The following is a 20054-nucleotide window of genomic DNA, read 5'->3' on the forward strand; positions in this document are numbered from 1 at the left end:
TTTTAATATAATACTTGGCTTGCGCCTCATTATACTCTGAGCGTCGCTCCAGAAAGGAGGTGTTCCAGCCGCACCTTCCGGTACGGCTACCTTGTTACGACTTAGCCCCAATTACCAGTTTTACCCTAGGACGCTCCTTGCGGTTACGTACTTCAGGTACCCCCGGCTTTCATGGCTTGACGGGCGGTGTGTACAAGGCCCGGGAACGTATTCACCGCGCCGTGGCTGATGCGCGATTACTAGCGAATCCAGCTTCATGGAGTCGGGTTGCAGACTCCAATCCGAACTGAGAGAGGCTTTTGGGATTAGCATCACATCGCTGTGTAGCTGCCTTCTGTACCCCCCATTGTAACACGTGTGTAGCCCCGGACGTAAGGGCCGTGCTGATTTGACGTCATCCCCACCTTCCTCACATCTTACGACGGCAGTCTCTCTAGAGTCCTCAGCATGACCTGTTAGTAACTAAAGATAAGGGTTGCGCTCGTTATGGCACTTAAGCCGACACCTCACGGCACGAGCTGACGACAACCATGCAGCACCTTCACAACTGCCCGAAGGAAGATCTGTTTCCAAATCCGTCAGTTGCAATTTAAGCCCGGGTAAGGTTCCTCGCGTATCATCGAATTAAACCACATGTTCCTCCGCTTGTGCGGGCCCCCGTCAATTCCTTTGAGTTTCACCGTTGCCGGCGTACTCCCCAGGTGGAATACTTAATGCTTTCGCTTGGCCGCTTGCTGTATATCGCAAACAGCGAGTATTCATCGTTTACTGTGTGGACTACCAGGGTATCTAATCCTGTTTGATACCCACACTTTCGAGCATCAGCGTCAGTTACAGTCCAGTAAGCTGCCTTCGCAATCGGAGTTCTTCGTGATATCTAAGCATTTCACCGCTACACCACGAATTCCGCCTACCTCTGCTGCACTCAAGACTACCAGTATCAACTGCAATTTTACGGTTGAGCCGCAAACTTTCACAACTGACTTAATAATCCGCCTACGCTCCCTTTAAACCCAATAAATCCGGATAACGCTCGGATCCTCCGTATTACCGCGGCTGCTGGCACGGAGTTAGCCGATCCTTATTCGTATGGTACATACAAAAAGCCACACGTGGCTCACTTTATTCCCATATAAAAGAAGTTTACAACCCATAGGGCAGTCATCCTTCACGCTACTTGGCTGGTTCAGACTCTCGTCCATTGACCAATATTCCTCACTGCTGCCTCCCGTAGGAGTTTGGACCGTGTCTCAGTTCCAATGTGGGGGACCTTCCTCTCAGAACCCCTATCCATCGATGTCTTGGTGGGCCGTTACCCCGCCAACAAACTAATGGAACGCATCCCCATCGATTATCGAAATTCTTTAATAACAAGAAGATGCCTTCTCGTTATGCTATCCAGTATTAATCTTTCTTTCGAAAGGCTATCCCGGAATAATCGGCAGGTTGGATACGTGTTACTCACCCGTGCGCCGGTCGCCATCAACCTATTGCTAGGTCATGCTGCCCCTCGACTTGCATGTGTTAAGCCTGTAGCTAGCGTTCATCCTGAGCCAGGATCAAACTCTTCATTGTAAAAGTATTGTTAGTCGGTATTGCTACCGATTCTTGCTCTGTTCAGGACGCTCGGTCTATTAAAAGTTTTCAAATTACCTATATATATAAGTTACTTGACGGTTCTTTTTTTATACCCAAGATTACTCCAAAAATGCAGTAACCTTGCTCTTGTACTACTTGTATTGTTTATGTAAATTCTTCAAAGATCGCTTCTTTTTTAAACTGATTTTCTTTTCAGAAAGCGGATGCAAAGGTAAGAACTTTTAAGCATATACTCCAAATAATTTCGGAAGTTTTTTTTCTTTTTTCTTTTTCTCGTCGTCTCTCTTTGCGAAAGGGAGATAAAAGAGGAAAGAAAAAGAAGTTCTTAACAACACCGGTTTCTTAATCAGTAAATCAATCAGCGATTGCATTCCTTTCGGAAAGCGGGTGCAAAGGTAAGAACTTTATCACATATCTTCCAAATGTTTTCGGAAGTTTTTTTTCAAATTTCTTTTCGACTGCCGCATTCTTGGTTGGAATTAAGGCAAAAGGAAAGAAAAACGTCAGAGTTCTTACGCCGCTTCTGTCAGAATGTCAATTGCAAGGCTTTCCGTCTCTTGGAAAGCGGGTGCAAAAGTAGCGCATATATCCATTCAATCCAAATATATCTATCATTTTTTCACAAGTTTTTTGAAACTAATTTGTAACTCGTTGATTGATAAGGATGTGTTCACATATTTTTAAAAGGAGGTGTGGGCGGGCACGGAAGAATATACATTATATATATACGTGCACGCGAGAAAGAGAGAATTGAGATAGTATTATTATAAATAAGCAGGATTCTGAGGCGGGGGATCTTGCAAAATAGTGAAAGCATGAAAGCAAGGACACTCTTTTATCCATTCTTCCGGTTCTATTTCACCGTTATGGTTCAGGTCGGGGCTAAGATCACGATGTCCCACTAACCTACTACCGGGATAATCCCGCAATAGCAACATGACCAATACACGGAGGGAATGTTTCTGGAAATCGGTTCTCGTATCGGAAGCGCGGCCGTTCGTATCCAACCCGCCTTCATAGCATACACCTATTGAGTGAGCATTGTAACCTTTCGCATGTGCACCGGGAGTTTTTACCGGACGAAGACTTTTGATATCCCCGTTCTTCCTTATATAATAATGATAACTGCGCCGGAGAAGCCCCGGCGCAGGGTGGTCTGTGGTTAAATCATATTCCGTATAACAACGGTCAGCGCGGGTGGCGCTGCAATGAATCACGATTAAATCAATTTTTCTCATAGATAAAAGATTATACTGTCATCGCATGCGCACTCAGCGCACCCAATAGAGCAGAAGCTACAGCAATTACAATTTTCAAAATCTTGTCCCAAGTCCTTTTCTTCATAAGAGAGTTTTTTAGTGATTAGCGATTAGTGATAAATGATAAGCAGGCGGCGCAGCCTTTAATTTTTAATTTCCAAAGCCTCCGGATTTAGACCCTATCCCAGCGGATCATCTTCAATCCCGCCGTCGCCGCCGGAATCACCACCGCCGGAGTTGCCACCGGAAGAACTGACATCTTCGTCTTTCGGGCTATAAAGCTGGAAGGTAATATTATTGGGCGCACTTCGAGTGGTGGCATTCGCCTCGTTCACCAGTCTCAGACTGCTATCCGTAAGGAAGCGAATATTCACCTTATCGATATTCTTCACCACACAATCCTCGGCTTTCTCAGTGCCCACACTATGAAAGGTGGTATAAAATACTCCGAAGCCATCCAGTTTCACACTGTCCCCGTCCGTCAACTTACGTTTCAGGTTACGCACAATAGCTTTCATTACATGCTCCACGTCCTCGGCAGACATGCCGCCCATTTCTTCGATTTCCTGGGAAAGGCGCTTGATGTCATACAGCCTGGAGGTGCGAGCTTTACGCTTCAGGTAATTCAGTTTAGGAGACGAGACATCCCCGACTTTCCTGTGGCGCAAGGTGCGCTCTACAATTACTGCCATAAAATTAAAAAGGTTTAAGTTATAAAAAATAAGTTCCTGTCGTCTGAAGCGAAAAGAGAGAAAATCCCGCGGCGATCTTCCTTTTCCGATTCGGTGAAACAAAGGTACGACAGGGTGATGAAAGGAATTCCGGTTCAGTCCGGTTGGGGAAGCAATGGGAACAATAAAGCATTAATAAATCATTGTACGTGTTCTCAGAGATATCTACGAACGCTACTTCTTTATCCTGCAAGAATTCTACACTAATTTCAAAGTCAGAGCCGATGAATGAAACTCACTGGAATAAATATGGCATAAGTGCAACAAACGGAAAGTGGATCACAGATATTCTTTCACAATTTGCCGAAGTGCAGGAATCCATTCTTTTTGGTTCGCGGGCTAAAGGAAACTTTAAACCCGGTTCTGACATCGACCTTGCTGTTAAAGGACCGGTTTCTAAAGACACATTATCCGCTCTGCTCACCGCCTTTGAAGAGTCATTATTACCTTACTTCGTAGACGTGGTGATTTACGAACACATCACAAACGAAGCTCTAAGAGAGCATATCGACCGGGTAGGCATAAGTATCTACAAATCATAATATTCCCCTCTTAAAGAGTTGTATTATTCACGAAAAATCAGTAACTTTACGTCATATTTAAAACTCATAAACCTAAACTTTAATTATGACAAAATCTGATGCAAGCCTCTCTACGGAAGAGGTATTCCCCATCCGTAGTTACGGAAAAGGCGAACTCGCCTGTCTCTATATCCACAACGTACAACAGGCAAGCGCCGTCAAGGAATTCAACATTTGGATTCGGAAAGCGCCCGGACTGGAACAGAAACTTTTGGAAACAGGGATGAGCCGCAGTGCAAGGAGGTACACCCCGAAGCAGGTACGGCTCATCGTAGAAGCGTTGGGAGAACCTTAAATCCACGCCTTATTGTCAAACTGCGTATTTATGGGGCCGGGCTTATCACCCGCTCCCTCTTCACAAGGCGAGTAGCGCCCGTTTACGATGTTATACACGAAAGTCGCATTGCCGGGAGTACCCAGATGCTTGAACTTCACCTTCTCAACATGTATCGTCACCAATCCTTTCTGATCGTCACGTTCCACGATGATACCGAAATCGGCCTTGTTATAAAAATCTGAGGAACCGAAGATGTCATACATCCCCACACAGGGAGTGACACCCGTCAGCGGATTGCGGTTCATCTTACGCGGATGGGCTACAAGGATGACCAGGCAATGGTAGTGCGTGGCAAAGCGGCTCAGACTGTTCAGCAGTGAAGACAGGTATTGAAGCTCCGTCTGTCCCGGCGGGAGGCGCTGGTCGATGCGGTTCAGCGGGTCGATAACCAAGATACGGATACCTTTACGCACTACCAACCCGCGGGCTTTCTGGAGGATCGTGTCTATAGAATAATCCTCATCGCCCGGAAGGATGTGGCACACATTTTCCGTAAGGAACTGCACAGACTTTTGGTAAAGCTCCTCCGTCATCCCGACACTGGGATTAAATCCGAAGCCCGTCAACTTCTCAATCAGCTTACGGTGATGATACACGATGGGCATATTCTCTGGGCTGAAATAGGCAACCTTCCACTGGTGGCGCAGGCAAAGTCGCATTACCAGCTCGTCCAACCATTCCGACTTACCGTCACCGGGACGGCCGCTGATTAGCAGCAGACGCTGAAGCTCGAGTGTACAATATTTATCGAAATTCTCCCAACCAGTTTCGGCACCGCTACTCATGCCGTTCTCGTAGAGGGCACGCAGCTCCCCAGCGAGCTCTTCGGCAGTGAAGACTCCTTCCAAAGGGATTTCCTCAGCCTGCTCTATGCAGATACCAAGACTTTCCGCACCAAATTGAGCCAGATGCTCATTGGCGTCCTTGCACCCCGGACCAAAATGCACAATCCGGCAACGCTCCGTTCCTAGGCGGCGGAGAAGCTCATCGCGCAGTTTCAGGCCGGCGGAATCCTCGTCCACGGCGATATAAATGGTTTTCTTATCTTCAAAGTGAGTGGGAATGAAACGGTCCAGCCAGGTCAGGTTACTGTTGGCACCGCTGGGCACGGATACGACATCCCGACGACCGATGGTGACGAACGAGGCAGCATCCATTTCACCCTCGGTGATGATACATTCGGGTGTGTCCAGGATGGAGTCTATGTTGTAGGGGATGAGTTCAGCATCCTTCACCATTTTGAAATGCTTCTGTCCGCTTCGGAATTTGGTGTTAACCAATTCGCCGCTTTCGAAGTAATTGAAGCAGATGCAGTTCTCCAGTTTGCCGGACTGGGGCATAAATTCTTCCTGTTCGGTGATCCGCAGGTCGCGGATGGCGGACTGGGACAGGTAGCGGGTGGAAACGAGGTAATGCTCGGTCTTTTCGCTAAGTGTCAGCCGGGTGGGGTCGAAGGTCGGGCGGCGAAAATGGGCGGGAGGTACTTGCTGCCGTTTACGCGACTCCGCCCTTTGGCGGCGTTCGCGGAGTTCGGTTTCGTCGGGGACACAGCCTTTCCAGCCGCAGTGGTGGCAAAGGAACTTACCATCGTCCAAATTGACGGAAAGGGATTTGTCACGCTTGTTATGGCGGGTTTCTGTGCAGTGGGGGCAAGTGGTTTTGATGTGGCCGGCAGTGCGTCGGTTGACGTCGATGCCGAGGGAATGGAAGTCTCTCATTGTAGTGTATTTGACGGAGTTTTTTTAGACAGAAGAACAAAAGAACATATTTTCGCCTCATGAGGGCGTTGTTTTCGTCCCGTGGAAGGATTTTTTCCGTCCCACGGGGCGAGGTGGTGCCGTCCCGTGAGACGGATTTCGTCACTTCACGAGGCCGCTTTGCTTCGAAGCCGGGGAAGAATCCATTGCTTCGTCCGGTCGTTCCAGATAGCATTGTCTTCCGGGCGGGGAGGTGCTTCGTCGGGGATGGGGCAACCCATGTAGGTGCGCTGCCCGCCGATACGCTTCTCGAAGCGGTAAGGGTCGAGTGAATGGCTCTGCTCGGCAGCCTCCAGCTTCAAAAGCTCTGCATGCAGGAAGGCTGAGGTACGGCTGCCGGGAACCGTGAAATTAGCAAAATACTGGTGTACGTCACTGCTGTTCAGCAAGGACGGCCCTTTGTCGTAGAGCAGGATGTGCTGCTTGAAAAAGCCTACGGCCTCTTTGAAGTGACGGTTCAACAAACCACCATAGCCGGATTTCATGCAGGCGATTTCCGCCCAACTGCTTTCCAGGCACAGCCCGTCCACCAATTCCTGCCAGGGACGAATGGCGTGAAGGGCACTACCGCCGGAAAAAGGAGAAACGGAAGCATTGGTGGAGACACCGGTATCGGCAGGGACACTGGTATCATTACGATCAACAGCAGCAGCAGATATTTCTTTTTCTTTTGCTGCTGTTGTTATTATATCTCTTATATTCTCTTTTTGCTGTAGATTTTCATTCGATAAACCACTGATATTCGGAGTATTGCAATTTATTTCAGATTCATTTCCATCGCGATTTTTGTCCATTGTCTGCCTGTTTTTCGTCGAAAAGCCGGCATTTTTGCCCGGTTTTACATCATTGTCCGGGTACTTTTTGCCATTTTGCCCACTGTTTTCCGCTATGTTTTCTTCTGCTTTTTGCGGTTCTACAACGCATTTCGTATTGAGCTGCACAGGTGAAAAACAACTGTCGGTGACGGTGAACAAACCGAAATCCGTAACGATCTTCATCATATAAGGATAGGTAAAATTACGAGTGGCAAAAGGTTTCAGGTATTTCAGCTCCGCTTCCATATCAGGCAGCAGGCTCAGCTTTTCCATTATATACCAGTAGGCGCCGTAAGCCTTGCCGCCTTCCTGACGGAGCATGTTCTGGATGCGGGGATCATTGAAAGCCATAATCTCATGTTTAAGGTAAAAGTGCTTATTCATTTCTGCTTAATTCTGTTTTAAATAATTTATCTTTTTGACTCTGCAAAGATCCGACATATATACCAATATACCAAAAACGGCTTTTCGCGAAAAAAGCCGTTTTTACCCTATTTGAAAGTCAAAAGAAGAAGAAGAAATCACTCCTTTGGATAAAGTTCAGAATACAACTTATACAGTTCATCTTCAATGCTTTTGACATTCAACACATTACCACTACCGTCCGCATCCATGAAGTTTATAAGCAGATGTAAAGTATTAGCAAGCAAGCGGGCTCCATGCAATCCTTCTCCCCCATTCCGGCTGACAAGCAGATGTACAAATGGAATCAAGAAAAGTATACGCTCTTCATACTCCACACGTAAACAACTGTGACACTGCGACAAACACTCCATTGCGCGATGCAATTCTTCACTCTCTTTCTCAAAAACAACATGAAAACCTTTCCCGCGGAAAAGCTTCACATCCTCAATAGGATTTTTTTAGCCATAATTGTACTATTTGAAAATTGTTTATTTATAATATGATAACATATCGAATACAAAATTAGTAATACTTCACCGGAATATCGTAATTTCGCAGGATTTTATACTCAGTTTTTTCACCTTGCAAAACACTGACAATAAAAAAAGGAAAGATAGATAATAAGGTACGTGTATATGTATAAACCTTCTTTATATAAATATTTAAAATAGGACAATAGCAGATAGATCGTAATTTTATCGGATAAACATCAAAACACAAAGAGCCGCCACGGAACACCTTCCGGGCGACTCTTCTTTCATAGAAGTAATGTAACAGAAAGAGAGTATAATACAGAGATTTAGTCTTGTCCTCCTCCCAATGCTTGGAACAGATTAATTAAGCTTTGTATTTCGGTAAAATGATTGGCAGTTTGCGACAGTTGCGCACTTAGCAAAGTCTGCCGGGCCGTAAGCACTTCCAGATAGGTGGTGTTACCATGCTCCATCAGCAAAGAAGTACTTTTCAGGGCAGTTTGCAGAGAAGCAACCTGTTTATCCAACAGTAGTTTCTTCCCCTGGCTGGTCTGGTAAGCCGTCAAGGCATCGTTCACCTCACTGCCTGCATTGAGCAAGCTCTGCTGGAAACCAAGTGCAGCCTCTTCCTGCCGTGCACGGGCAATGCGGTATTGAGCCACAACCTGCCCCCGATTGAAAAGCGGCTGCGTCAATGAACCTACAGCAGATGCCAGAAACTTGCCCGGATTGAGAATCATGCTTCCTGCCGAGTTCGTCCAACCGGCATTTCCACTTAAAGTAATGGAAGGATAGAAAGCAGAACGAGCCTGATTCGTACCATAGAATGCTGCCTCGAGCGAACGTTCGGCACTACGGACATCCGGTCGCCCGGAAAGCATCTGCACAGGAATACCTACCGAGAAGTCGGCGGGGAATTGCTGCTGCTGCAAGCTGCCACGTTCGTAGTGACGGGGTGTTTCGGCAAGCAAAAGGGCAAGACTGTTCTCGGTCTGGCTGATCTGCTTCTGCAAGTCGAGCACAGAGCCTTGTACCTGATAGTAAGTAGCTTCCATCTGCGATACGGCCGATTCATTCGCCATTCCGGCGTTCATCAGGGCGCGGGTGGATGCCACGGTTTCTTTCCATGCCTCTTCCGTCTGCCGGGAGATGGCGAGTTGCTCGTCCAGCATCAACAGCGTATAGTAAGTATTGGCTATTCCTGCAATCAATTGGGTACGCACAGCCTGGCGGTAGTCCTGGCTCTGGGCATACAATGCCTTGGACTGCTTCTTGGCATTGCGCATACGGCCGAAAACATCCAGTTCCCAACTGGCGGTAACGGGCAGTGAATAAGCCTGTGTAGCCTTATGCGTATCGAAGCTGCTCACAGTGCCCTGCGGAGCAAGAGCAAAAGCAGGAAGGAAGGCAAGCTTGGCAGACATCAGCGTTGCCTGTGCCTCTTCTACGCGAAGCTCGGCAGACTGATAGTCGGTGTTATTCTGCAATCCCTGCTCGATGAGGGATTGCAAATGAGGATCGGTAAAGAGCTCCCGCCAATCCATATTACCCAGACTGGCAGTGTCTTCGGCCACTACTTCCCCACCATAAAGCTGGTCGGGGACAGAAGTAACGGGCTCGTATTTGGTATAGATGCCACAACCGCTCAGCAGCAGGCCGGTGACAGCTAATGTGATGATTTGTTTTTTCATTCTTCAGTATCTTTAATATGTTTCCGGGAATTGATCTTATCAATAATGCACCATAGAATCAAGGCAATGCAATATGCCACCACCTGCTCTATCCAGAATATTTCACCTTGATACATCATTCCTCCTTCATTTATTTACTACTTCGTTCAGCTTCACTCTTCTCCTTTTCAAGCAACACCTGCACGTCTGCTTCTTCTTCCATCGGCGGACGGATTTTTTCCTGCAGGAACTCGAAGATGATGTAGAACACAGGTACCACGAAGAGCAGAGCCAGCGTTCCGACAAGCATACCGCCTACAACACCCGTACCCAGTGAACTGTTACCATTGGCACCTGCACCGGAAGAGAACATCAACGGAAGCATACCGAAGATCATCGTCAGTACCGTCATCAGGATAGGACGCAGACGGACTTGTGCGGCAGAGTAAGCAGACTCCACAATACCCATACCCTTACGGCGACGCTCTATGGCATATTCCGTAATCAGGATAGCCGTCTTGGCCAGCAGACCGATCAACATAATCACACCCGTTTGCAGATAGATGTTGTTTTCAAGTCCGAGGAACTTGGCAAAGAGGAACGATCCCATCAACCCGAACGGAACGGAGAAAATAACGGCAAACGGTACCAGGAAACTCTCATAAAGACATGCCAGAATCAGATAGATCAGGAATACACAAATGGCATAGATGAAAATCGTCTGTCCGCCACCGGTACTTGCTTCTTCACGAGCCATACCTCCGTATTCATATCCGTAGCCCGTAGGCAGAACCTGTTCAGCCACTTCTTCGATAGCCTTTTGCACTTCACCCGAAGAGTAACCTTCGGCAGGGTTCACATTGGCTGCAATGGAGCTGTAGAGGTTGAAACGGTTGGTAGTTTCCGGCCCCAACACTTTCTTCAGTGTCACGAACTGGCTTACCGGAGCCATTTCTGCGCCATTGCGTACAAACATGTTGTCCAGTGACTGCTCGTCCAGGCGATACTCAGGTGAAGCCTGCATCATCACACGATACACTTTACCAAACTGGTTATAGTTGGAAATGTATGCACCACCACAGTAGCTGCCCAATGCATCGAGCACTGCACCCGGAGAAATTCCTGCACGCTTACATTTGGCTGCATCGACTTCTACCGATACCTGCGGGAAGTTAATGGCGTAAGCGGTATAAGCCATATCTACTTCGGGACGCTGGTTCAAGGCACCCAAATAGTCTATTACCGCCTGGTAGAACGTTGCCATATCGCCACCGGTCCTGTCCTGAAGGTTCAGCTCGATAGAGTTACCCATACCATAACCCGGAATCATACCCGGCTGGAAACTGAATACTTGTGCTTCCTTGATACCGTAGAACTGCCCATTGAGGCGGGCAACCACCACATCCGAACTATGATCTTTCCCTTTCCGTTCACTCCAGTCCTTCAGACGGACAATAATGGTACCGTAAGAAGTTCCCTGGCCGGATATAAGTCCATAGCCTGCTACGCGGGCATAATGTTCTATTTCGGGCGTATCTTGAAGAATACTTTCAAGCTTATCCATTACCCTCGTTGTTTCATCGAGCGTGCTTCCCGGAGAGATGCTGACGTTCACCATGATGACGCCCTGGTCTTCCTGCGGAACAAGCCCTGTCTTAGTAGTACTCATCAGATAAACCAGCAATACAACAGCAGCTATCAATGAGGTCCACACCATCCAGCGGTGACGGATGAAGTACATCACACCTTTCTTATATTTACCCAGCACGGCATTGAATGAAGCATTGTAAGCTGCACGCACCCGGCCGTTGATACTCTTGGCGCTCTTGGTTCCGTCCGACGGGCGCATCATGATGGCACACAGAGCCGGACACAACGTCAGAGCCGAAATCATAGAGATACCTACGGCAGTTGCCATCGTGATACCAAACTGTGTATAGAACACACCGGAGGTTCCACCCATGAACGTCACAGGAATAAACACAGCCATGAACACACAGGTACAGGAAACGATAGCCATCGTTACATCTCCCATCGCATCTTTGGTAGCGAGATAAGCCGATTTATATCCGGCATCGAACTTGGATTGCACCGCTTCCACCACCACAATGGCATCATCCACCACCGTACCGATGGCAAGCACCAATGCAAACAGCGTCAGGATGTTGAGACTGAACCCGGCAGCCACCAGGCAGGCGAATGTACCCACCAGCGACACGATGATGGAGATGGACGGAATGAGCGTACTTTTGAGATCCTGCAAGAAGAAGTACACCACCAGAATAACCAGAAGGATAGCAATAATCAGTGTTTCCACCACATTATGGATAGAAGCGAAAAGGAAGTCGTTCGAGCTCATCATCGTGACGAATTCCGTTCCCTCCGGAAGATTCTTTTCCATTTGCTTCATCTGGGCGGTGATTTCTTTATTCACTGCGGTTGCATTGGAACCTGCCGTCTGGAATACCATGTAGAGAACGGCAGGTTTACTATCCATTTCACTACGGAAACTATAGGTCATCGTGCCCAGTTGCACATCGGCCACGTCTTTCAGGCGGAGCACAGAGCCGTCGCTCTGCGAACGGATCACCGTATTCTGAAATTCTTCCACGCTCTTCAACCTACCGCGGTATTTCATGGTAAACTGGAACACATTCTTCGAACTTTCGCCTAACGAACCGGTAGGAGCTTCAATGTTCTGTTCGCCCAACACGGCCGTTATGTCCGAAGGAACCAGGCTGTATTGTGCCATCCGCTCCGGCTTCAGCCAGATACGCATACTATAGGTATCACCCAACTCCATAACGTCTCCTACCCCTTCGATACGTTTGATCTGGGGAAGTACGTTAATATCCAGATAGTTGGCAAGGAAGGTCTGATCGTAACGTCCATCGTTGCAGACCATAGCACCGATCTGTAGGAAGCTAGTCTGACGTTTCTGCGTGCTTACACCGATTTTAGTTACCTCGGCGGGCAGCAATCCCTGTGCCTTGGCTACACGGTTCTGTACATTTACCGCCGCCATGTCGGGGTCGGTGCCTTGTTTGAAGTAAACCTGTATAATAGCCAGACCGGAATTGGAAGCTGTGGAAGTGATATACATCATATTCTCCACACCATTGATACTTTCTTCCAACGGCATGATAACGCTGTTCATCACTGCCTCAGCATCGGCACCCGTATATTGGGCGCTTACATATACCGTAGGAGGCACAATGTCAGGATACTGCTCTACCGGCAGCGTAAGGAGCGAAATAAGCCCTATGACCAGAATCAGCACGGAGATGGATATAGCCATCACCGGCCGCTTTATAAATATGTTTCCTTTCATAATTTAATCTCCTCCTTATTTAACTTGCGTACCCTCACGCATCAACCCGGCACCTTCTGATACGATTTCATCACCGGGGTTCAGTCCGCTCAGCACCACATATTCGCGCCCGTCGCTGATGCCGGATACTGTGACCAGCGTAGAGACGGCTTTACCATCCACTACCTTATATACTACTACTTTATCCTGCATCTGCACTGTGGCTCCCTGCGGAATGGCAATACAATCTTTATAAATGCTCGGTACCACTACCGTACCGGACGCTCCGCTATGAAGCAGGCGTGATTCATTAGGAAATACTACACGCGCCATTACAGTACCTGTCTGGCGGTCGATAACTCCGCTGATGGATTCTATTATACCTTTCTTATTATATACCGAATTATCATTCAATACCAATTCCACTTCCGGCATGTTCTTCAATGCTTCGTCCATGCTGCCGTACTGGCGGGTAAGAGCCAACAACTGATTTTCGTTCATGGAGAAATAGACATACATATCCGAGTTATCACTAACCGTAGTCAACGGATAAGGTATGTTGGCACTTACCAATGCACCTGCACGATAGGGCAATGCACCCACCACTCCGTCACTGGGACTTTTCACTTCAGTATAGGAGAGGTTGTTGCGGGCATTTGTTTCCTGTGCCTCGGCCTGCGTCAATTGTGCTTTGGCGGTGAGGAATGTATTCTCAGCCGTTTTCAGGCTGAACTCTGAAACTACTTTTTGCGCATACAGTTCTTTGTTACTCTTGTAGGTGAGTTCGGCGGTAGCCATTGCAGCACGTGCAGCCTCTACGTTGGCGGTGGCAGTTTTAAGCGCAGCTCTGTACGGAATCTGATCGATAACGAAAAGTAATTGTCCGCGACGCACTGTCTGCCCTTCGGTTACACAAAGTTTTTCGATAGTACCCGATACCTGCGGATAGATGTCGATATCCTGCCGCCCGCGAATAGTAGCCGAATATGAGGTGGAAAGCTCCTTATCCGCCACTTCTACTTTCATAGTTGCATAAGAAGGTTTCACTCCCGCATCTGTTGCCTGCTTACAAGATGCCATCCACACTGTACAACCGACAATCCCTATCAGCCGTAACCATTTTTTGTTCACTGTAATCATACTTTCTCTTAATTGTCATTTGTTAAAACTGGGACAAATGTAGGAGAAAGGAACAAGGGTATAGTGACCAATTTTCCCCCAAGAATGTTCCATTTTCGTTATTTACCATTTTCAATGCTAACTAATTATCAATAAGCAACATATAGGACAAAATTAAAGGCTTATAGGACATCCTGTTTTCCTCATAATTCACCAACTTTGCAAAAAGAAAAAAGGAAATAATATGGAAAAAGAGAACATTAAGACCGTTACCATTGAAGACTTTAAGAACAGTCAGCATATTCTTGACTATTTAGACGATGACTTCGCGATAGTGAACAGTCTGGATGGAATACCTTATAGTAATGAAATAGTCAGACTGGAATGTTTCCTCATTGCCGTCTGCATAGAAGGATGCATTCAACTGGACATCAACAATAAGACTTACCAATTGCAACCGGGCGATTTACTACTGGGTCTCCCTAACACCATTATCGGACATACGATGATGAGTCCTAAATATAAGATAAGGCTTGCGGGGTTCTCCACCCGTTTCCTGCAACGTATCCTCAAGGTAGAAAAAGACACATGGGATACCGCCATTCATATCCACAACAATCCGATAAAATCTATTAGCAGAGAGAATGATAACAGCATTTTTAAATACTACGGAGAGCTAATTATGGCAAAGATTAATGATGAGCCTCATTGTTACCACAAAGCAGTAGTACAACATCTGTTTTCTGCTCTTTTCTGCGAGATGCTGGGTTATCTCAACAAGGAAATTGCCGACTCAGAGAAAGCGTTTTCGAAAGAAGGCATCAAGCAGGCTGACCATATTCTACGGAAATTCATGGAATTACTGTCGAAAGATAATGGTATGCATCGTTCTGTGACTTACTTTGCCGATGCACTTTGCTATACGCCCAAGCATTTTTCAAAGGTCATTAAGCAAGCGTGCGGCAGGGCTCCACTGGACCTGATAAATGAGACTGCCATAGAGCACATCAAATACCGGCTGAAACATTCGGATAAATCCATCAAAGAAATTGCAGAAGAATTCAACTTCCCGAATCAATCCTTTTTCGGGAAGTATGTGAAGGGGCATTTGGGAACATCACCGATACGGTATAGGAGTGAGAGGGAAGGGTGAGATTCATTATGGAAAAGAAAGGAATAAAGGAGTGATAAGGTGGTAATATAAATCTATTTGCCTACTTTATTTGTTACTTATCTGAACGATTAGTAACAAATCACCAATTATGAAATATAAATCTTTGTCCTTATTAATAATTGCCCTGCTTTCCGCCTGTACGCTCGGAGCGCAGAACCGCAAAAAAGTCGGAGTAGTACTGAGTGGCGGTGGCGCCAAAGGCGTGGCGCACATCGGAGCGCTGAAAGTGATAGAAGAAGCCGGAATACCGATAGATTATGTAGTAGGTACCAGTATGGGAGCCCTCGTCGGCGGACTATACTCTATCGGCTACACCCCACAGCAATTGGATAGCATTGTCAATGCACAAAACTGGAAGTTTCTGCTGTCTGATACCCCCGATCCGGAAACTACATTGCTGAGCGAAAAGCTAAAGGAAGAACAGTACTTGCTCTCTGTTCCGATTGCCGGAAAATCAGCGCATGTATCCGATGCAGGGATTATAAAAGGAAGAAACATATCACAGTTGCTTTCCGAATTGACAGTGGGTTATCATGACTCTATCTCCTTCAACCGACTCCCCATCCCATTCGCTTGCGTATCGGACAACATAGTAAATGGCAGCAAGGTCGTTTTCCACAACGGTATACTGGCCACTGCAATGCGTGCCAGCATGTCTATTCCGGGGGTATTTGCCCCGGTTTATCTCAATGGCAAAGTGCTGGTAGACGGCGGACTGATAGATAATTACCCCGTAGATATAGCCCGGCAAATGGGAGCGGAAATTATTATCGGAGTCGATGTACAGAATCCATTAATGAAAGCGGATGAGCTGACAAGCCTCTCGAGCGTGCTGGGACAAATTATAAACCTGGTGGGGGAAGAAAGCTACAGAAAAAATGTAAAGGATAGTAACATACACATACAGGTAGATGTGGATGGATACTCGGCAGCAAGTTTCAACTCTGAAGCATTGGACACATTGATGCGCAGGGGCAAAGAGGCCGCCATGAAAGATTGGGAAAAACTGATTGCACTGAAAAAAGAAATAGGTATCGGCACGGAGTATCGCGCAGAATATCCCGGTCCTTTCAAAATACCAACGCGCACCATGCTGGATACGATCCCCTCCGTAGCACAAATTACTCCGCATGAAAAGCCGGTGAACACTATAAATATAGGAGGCAGATTTGATAATGAAGAGTTAGCCGTATTGTTACTGAATGCAAGGGCATATCTCGGAAAACAGAAGAAATCGCAACTAAGCGCCACTACCCGTCTGGGCAAGCGGACTTTCGGACAACTGGAGTACACGTACTCACTACGCAATAATTGGGACCTCAGTACAGGATATCAGATAGGATATAATGACTTCAATCTTTATAAAGAAGGTGACCGGCTGATGAATCTGACTTATGTGCATCACATGGCTTGGATAGGATTTACGAAAAGCTGGTGCAAGTTGCTTGTCAAGGCAGGTATTCATTTTGAGAAGTATAATTATCACGACTGGCCGTCGGGGCCGGATATCTCTATCACCAAATCAAGTGACAAGGCTTTGCTCAGTTATCAGGCCAGTGTCATGTACAATAGTCTGAATAACCAACGGTTCTCCACGCAGGGAATGGAATGGGAAGCATCGTACAGGCTCTATACGGATAACATGATAGCTTACGGTTCGGGTAGTCCCGTATCGGTATTTCAGACACATTGGAGCGGATATTTCTCACCGAACCGGGTATTTACCATCATGCCGTCGGTATATGGCAGGGTAGTTGGAAAAAATACGCAATCGCTGGCGATATCGAACTTTGTAGGTGGAAATGTACCGGGAAGATACATGGAACAACAAATTCCTTTCACGGGTATCAATCACATCGAAATAAGTCCGGATGCTATGCTGACGGGGATATTGGGAGTCAGAGCACGAACTTACAAGAACCAGTACATCGTAGTGCGGGGCAGTTACGGACGGACAGCCAACAAAATAGAAAATCTGTTTGGTGGAACAAATACCCATGGATTGGCGGGAGGCAGCATAGGATATTGCTACAACAGTATTATAGGACCCATCGAAGCGGAACTTAACTATTCGAATCAGTCCAAGAAGCTGGGATACTATATTGGAGTGGGATTTACTTTTTAATATATTATTCTTTAGCCTCCTCCTGTGGAATACGGATAGCAGTGTATAGCTCAAGTATGGCGGCAACCGTCAGACACACAATCCACTCATTTCCGTGAGTGAAGAACATGAATGCGCCGGTGAGCACCAATAGCAACGCACCGAAAATCTGTTGGCGGCGGAGGCGTTTTACATTGGCCCTACTACTCTTGGAAGGAGAATTGATCTGGGCCAATGCCACCATAGTAGCACCGATTGTATAAACATAGGGAGCAACCTCCCAGCCGGTGATGTAGACGGCAGCACCAAACAGTACCATCAAAGCGCCTACTGTAAACAAAGCAGGTATCAGGGATTTCATTTTTCGATGTCTTCTTCAAATACGTAAATATCCTCATTCGGTTTCTTCATCAGGTACTTCTCACGCGCAATACGCTCGATGGCACCGGAATCTACAGCCAGTTCGTTCAGCCGTTCCGTATTCTCTTCATATTCCGCCCGGTATTTCTCAATCTCAGAATTCAGGCGACTGATTTCATTCGCATAACCCATACGGCGCACGATGCTGTTTTCATCCAGAAAACCTACAACCACTACAAATGCAGCAAACGTAATCAAGTATTTACGCCTGCGGACAAAAGCCCAAAGTGTCGCTAATTTATCCATTGATAAACAAATTAATAATTAAAGAATTAATAATTAAAAAGAAACCGGGAGGGGATTCTTCGCCTACAAAGATAAGGGGAATAACTGAGAAATTCCTTTTTTTTATGTACATTTGCACAAATTGTAATGGACAAGAATATCCCAAATCATGGAAAATTATATCGTATCGGCACGAAAATATCGCCCTACGACCTTTGAGTCGGTAGTGGGACAACGTGCCCTGACTACTACGCTGAAAAATGCCATCGCTACCGGCAAACTGGCACATGCCTACCTGTTCTGCGGTCCGCGCGGTGTGGGAAAGACTACTTGCGCCCGCATCTTCGCCAAGACCATCAACTGTATGAGTCCTACTGCAGAAGGTGAAGCGTGCAACCAATGTGAATCGTGTACAGCGTTCAACGAACAGCGGTCATACAACATCCATGAACTGGATGCCGCATCCAACAACTCCGTTGACGATATCCGCCAACTGGTGGAACAGGTGCGTATTCCGCCCCAGATAGGAAAATATAAAGTATATATCATCGACGAGGTACACATGTTGTCCGCTTCGGCTTTCAACGCTTTCCTGAAAACACTGGAAGAACCACCCCGTCATGCCATCTTTATCCTAGCAACTACAGAAAAGCACAAGATTCTGCCTACTATCTTGTCCCGTTGCCAGATATATGACTTTAACCGCATCAATGTGGATGATACGGTTGCCCATCTGGCATATGTTGCTTCAAAAGAAGGAATTACTGCCGAACCGGAAGCCTTGAATGTCATTGCACTGAAAGCTGACGGCGGCATGCGTGATGCTTTGTCTATTTTCGACCAGGTAGTCAGCTTCACCGGTGGGCACATCAGTTACCAAAGTGTTATTGAAAACCTGAATGTACTGGACTACGAATATTATTTCCGGTTGACGGATCATTTTCTGGCAAACCAGATCAGCGATGCATTGCTGTTACTGAATGATGTGCTGAATAAAGGTTTCGATGCCAGCCATTTCGTAACAGGATTGTCATCCCACTTCCGTGATTTACTTGTGAGTAAAGATCCCGCCACCCTGTCACTACTTGAGGTAGGTGCCAGCATCCGGGAGCGCTACCAGACACAGGCACAGAAATGTCCGCTACCTTTCCTGTATCGCGCTATGAAGCTTTGTAATGATTGCGATTTAAATTACCGCGCCAGTAAAAACAAGCGGTTACTGGTGGAACTGACTCTGATACAGATTGCCCAGCTTACCGCCGAGGGGGACGACGTCAGTGGTGGGCGTGGCCCTAAACAATCTATCAAACCCATATTCTCACAGCCTGCCGCCGCTCAGCAGCCACAGGCCGCACATGCTATGCCCCAACCGCAAGCAACAACTGCCACTCCGGCACAACCCCAGCCGGTGCAACAAGCTCCTGCAGCCCAGGCTGTCCCTGCATCTCCGCAAGTCCAACAGCCTTTTGGTTCGCAAACAGCTGCCATGCGCCCCACTCCTACTGCCGTATTAATGGCACAAGGAAAAGAGGAAAAGAAAATCCCTGTTATGAAGATGTCCGGTTTAGGAGTCTCAATCAAGCATCCACGGGGTGAAGAAGAAAAAAGGCAAGTAGCAGTATCAGCAACACAGCAAAATGTACAGCCTGAAGAAGATTTTATCTTCAATGAAAAAGATGTCAACTACTACTGGCAGGAATATGCCGGACGCCTACCCCAAGAGCAAACCGCCCTTGCCAAGCGTATGCAGGTTATTCACCTGACAATGCTGGATACAACTACATTTGAAGCCGTGGTGGAAAATGATATTGCAGCCAAAGAATTCACAGACCTGATCCCTACTCTGCAAGGCTACTTGCGCAAACGACTGAAAAACAGCAAAGCAACGATGACTGTCCGCGTCAGTGCCCCCACTGAAAAAGTGCGCGCATACAGCCGTGTGGAGAAATTCCAGTTGATGGCACAAAAGAATAATGCCTTAATGCAATTGAAAGAAGAATTCGGTTTAGAGCTTTATTGATGATTATAATTAAGTAATTGCAGTTTTTACCCAACAAATACTTTTGTTTTTTTAG

16 protein-coding genes and 1 rRNA gene are annotated in these 20054 nt (G+C 46.9%); 5 read left to right on the forward strand and 12 right to left on the reverse strand.

The window, feature by feature from the left end:
* Nucleotides 1–52: 52 nt before the first annotated feature.
* From BACINT_RS02135 to BACINT_RS02145, 4 genes are all read right to left on the reverse strand, one after another.
* A 16S ribosomal RNA gene (locus tag BACINT_RS02135) occupies nt 53–1575 on the reverse strand.
* Between the two features lie 788 nt (nt 1576–2363).
* Entirely contained in the window at nt 2364–2837 is a 474-nt protein-coding gene (locus tag BACINT_RS02140) for an N-acetylmuramoyl-L-alanine amidase (protein WP_007660187.1), read from the reverse strand.
* 10 nt (nt 2838–2847) lie between these two features.
* Nucleotides 2848–2943 carry a smalltalk protein gene (locus BACINT_RS24110; RefSeq protein ID WP_021967006.1) on the reverse strand — a complete coding sequence of 32 codons (96 nt, stop codon included), beginning with the start codon at nt 2941–2943 and terminating at the stop codon, nt 2848–2850.
* 94 nt (nt 2944–3037) lie between these two features.
* Nucleotides 3038–3550 (reverse strand): HU family DNA-binding protein, encoded by a 513-nt coding sequence (locus BACINT_RS02145; RefSeq protein WP_007660188.1) that lies wholly within the window; start codon nt 3548–3550, stop codon nt 3038–3040.
* Between the two features lie 263 nt (nt 3551–3813).
* Here BACINT_RS02145 and BACINT_RS02150 point away from each other — a divergent pair, with 263 nt between their 5' ends.
* Together BACINT_RS02150 and BACINT_RS02155 are read left to right on the forward strand one after the other, a co-directional pair.
* A complete protein-coding gene (locus BACINT_RS02150; RefSeq protein ID WP_007660189.1) occupies nt 3814–4131 on the forward strand; it encodes a nucleotidyltransferase family protein in 318 nt (105 codons plus the stop codon).
* An 85-nt stretch (nt 4132–4216) separates the two neighbouring features.
* Nucleotides 4217–4465 carry a DUF4248 domain-containing protein gene (locus BACINT_RS02155; RefSeq protein ID WP_007660190.1) on the forward strand — a complete coding sequence of 83 codons (249 nt, stop codon included), beginning with the start codon at nt 4217–4219 and terminating at the stop codon, nt 4463–4465.
* On the opposite strand, the gene BACINT_RS02160 is transcribed toward BACINT_RS02155, so the two are convergent.
* The 6 genes from BACINT_RS02160 to BACINT_RS02185 form a co-directional block, all read right to left on the reverse strand.
* The gene (locus BACINT_RS02160; RefSeq protein ID WP_021967007.1) at nt 4462–6225 is read right to left on the reverse strand and encodes a DnaB-like helicase C-terminal domain-containing protein; all 1764 of its coding nucleotides are present in this window, start codon (nt 6223–6225) and stop codon (nt 4462–4464) included. The two genes, BACINT_RS02155 and BACINT_RS02160, sit on opposite strands and share 4 nt — an antisense overlap.
* A gap of 146 nt (nt 6226–6371) precedes the next feature.
* Nucleotides 6372–7430 carry a DUF7833 domain-containing protein gene (locus tag BACINT_RS02165; protein ID WP_232288738.1) on the reverse strand — a complete coding sequence of 353 codons (1059 nt, stop codon included), beginning with the start codon at nt 7428–7430 and terminating at the stop codon, nt 6372–6374.
* A gap of 170 nt (nt 7431–7600) precedes the next feature.
* Nucleotides 7601–7924: a hypothetical protein gene (locus BACINT_RS02170; RefSeq protein ID WP_007660205.1), complete on the reverse strand. Its 324-nt coding sequence runs from the start codon at nt 7922–7924 to the stop codon at nt 7601–7603.
* Between the two features lie 359 nt (nt 7925–8283).
* Nucleotides 8284–9648, reverse strand: coding sequence for a TolC family protein (locus BACINT_RS02175; RefSeq protein WP_007660207.1), 1365 nt, complete (start codon nt 9646–9648; stop codon nt 8284–8286).
* A gap of 130 nt (nt 9649–9778) precedes the next feature.
* Nucleotides 9779–12958, reverse strand: coding sequence for an efflux RND transporter permease subunit (locus BACINT_RS02180; protein ID WP_007660209.1), 3180 nt, complete (start codon nt 12956–12958; stop codon nt 9779–9781).
* Between the two features lie 15 nt (nt 12959–12973).
* Nucleotides 12974–14077, reverse strand: coding sequence for an efflux RND transporter periplasmic adaptor subunit (locus BACINT_RS02185; RefSeq protein WP_007660210.1), 1104 nt, complete (start codon nt 14075–14077; stop codon nt 12974–12976).
* Between the two features lie 223 nt (nt 14078–14300).
* Between BACINT_RS02185 and BACINT_RS02190 the strand changes: the two genes are divergently transcribed.
* Both BACINT_RS02190 and BACINT_RS02195 read left to right on the forward strand, forming a co-directional pair.
* Complete coding sequence (locus BACINT_RS02190; RefSeq protein ID WP_007660211.1) at nt 14301–15209, forward strand: AraC family transcriptional regulator; 909 nt, start codon at nt 14301–14303, stop codon at nt 15207–15209.
* A 109-nt stretch (nt 15210–15318) separates the two neighbouring features.
* On the forward strand, nt 15319–17355 hold the full coding sequence (locus tag BACINT_RS02195) for a patatin-like phospholipase family protein (RefSeq protein ID WP_007660213.1): 2037 nt from the start codon (nt 15319–15321) through the stop codon (nt 17353–17355).
* Nucleotides 17356–17359: 4 nt separating this feature from the next.
* Here the strand turns inward: BACINT_RS02195 and BACINT_RS02200 are convergent, their stop codons facing one another.
* Together BACINT_RS02200 and BACINT_RS02205 are read right to left on the reverse strand one after the other, a co-directional pair.
* The gene (locus BACINT_RS02200; protein WP_007660214.1) at nt 17360–17695 is read right to left on the reverse strand and encodes a hypothetical protein; all 336 of its coding nucleotides are present in this window, start codon (nt 17693–17695) and stop codon (nt 17360–17362) included.
* On the reverse strand, nt 17692–18000 hold the full coding sequence (locus BACINT_RS02205; protein WP_007660215.1) for an FtsB family cell division protein: 309 nt from the start codon (nt 17998–18000) through the stop codon (nt 17692–17694). Before BACINT_RS02205 ends, BACINT_RS02200 begins: the two co-directional genes overlap by 4 nt.
* Nucleotides 18001–18148: 148 nt before the next feature.
* Between BACINT_RS02205 and BACINT_RS02210 the strand changes: the two genes are divergently transcribed.
* Nucleotides 18149–19999, forward strand: a complete 1851-nt coding sequence (locus BACINT_RS02210; protein WP_007660217.1) for a DNA polymerase III subunit gamma/tau — start codon at nt 18149–18151, stop codon at nt 19997–19999.
* Nucleotides 20000–20054: the final 55 nt, after the last annotated feature.

The organism is Bacteroides intestinalis DSM 17393 (assembly GCF_000172175.1).
GTDB lineage: Bacteria > Bacteroidota > Bacteroidia > Bacteroidales > Bacteroidaceae > Bacteroides > Bacteroides intestinalis.

Bases quoted from the DNA above. Each gene is read 5' to 3' on its own strand.
- BACINT_RS02150 (WP_007660189.1), top strand. From the start codon at position 3,814: ATGAATGAAACTCACTGGAATAAATATGGCATAAGTGCAACAAACGGA.
- BACINT_RS02165 (WP_232288738.1), bottom strand. From the start codon at position 7,430: ATGGCTTTCAATGATCCCCGCATCCAGAACATGCTCCGTCAGGAAGGC.
- BACINT_RS02210 (WP_007660217.1), top strand. From the start codon at position 18,149: ATGGAAAATTATATCGTATCGGCACGAAAATATCGCCCTACGACCTTT.
- BACINT_RS02160 (WP_021967007.1), bottom strand. From the start codon at position 6,225: ATGAGAGACTTCCATTCCCTCGGCATCGACGTCAACCGACGCACTGCC.
- BACINT_RS02200 (WP_007660214.1), bottom strand. From the start codon at position 17,695: ATGAAATCCCTGATACCTGCTTTGTTTACAGTAGGCGCTTTGATGGTA.
- BACINT_RS02175 (WP_007660207.1), bottom strand. From the start codon at position 9,648: ATGAAAAAACAAATCATCACATTAGCTGTCACCGGCCTGCTGCTGAGC.
- BACINT_RS02155 (WP_007660190.1), top strand. From the start codon at position 4,217: ATGACAAAATCTGATGCAAGCCTCTCTACGGAAGAGGTATTCCCCATC.
- BACINT_RS02140 (WP_007660187.1), bottom strand. From the start codon at position 2,837: ATGAGAAAAATTGATTTAATCGTGATTCATTGCAGCGCCACCCGCGCT.
- BACINT_RS02145 (WP_007660188.1), bottom strand. From the start codon at position 3,550: ATGGCAGTAATTGTAGAGCGCACCTTGCGCCACAGGAAAGTCGGGGAT.
- BACINT_RS02190 (WP_007660211.1), top strand. From the start codon at position 14,301: ATGGAAAAAGAGAACATTAAGACCGTTACCATTGAAGACTTTAAGAAC.
- BACINT_RS02180 (WP_007660209.1), bottom strand. From the start codon at position 12,958: ATGAAAGGAAACATATTTATAAAGCGGCCGGTGATGGCTATATCCATC.
- BACINT_RS24110 (WP_021967006.1), bottom strand. From the start codon at position 2,943: ATGAAGAAAAGGACTTGGGACAAGATTTTGAAAATTGTAATTGCTGTA.
- BACINT_RS02195 (WP_007660213.1), top strand. From the start codon at position 15,319: ATGAAATATAAATCTTTGTCCTTATTAATAATTGCCCTGCTTTCCGCC.
- BACINT_RS02205 (WP_007660215.1), bottom strand. From the start codon at position 18,000: ATGGATAAATTAGCGACACTTTGGGCTTTTGTCCGCAGGCGTAAATAC.
- BACINT_RS02185 (WP_007660210.1), bottom strand. From the start codon at position 14,077: ATGATTACAGTGAACAAAAAATGGTTACGGCTGATAGGGATTGTCGGT.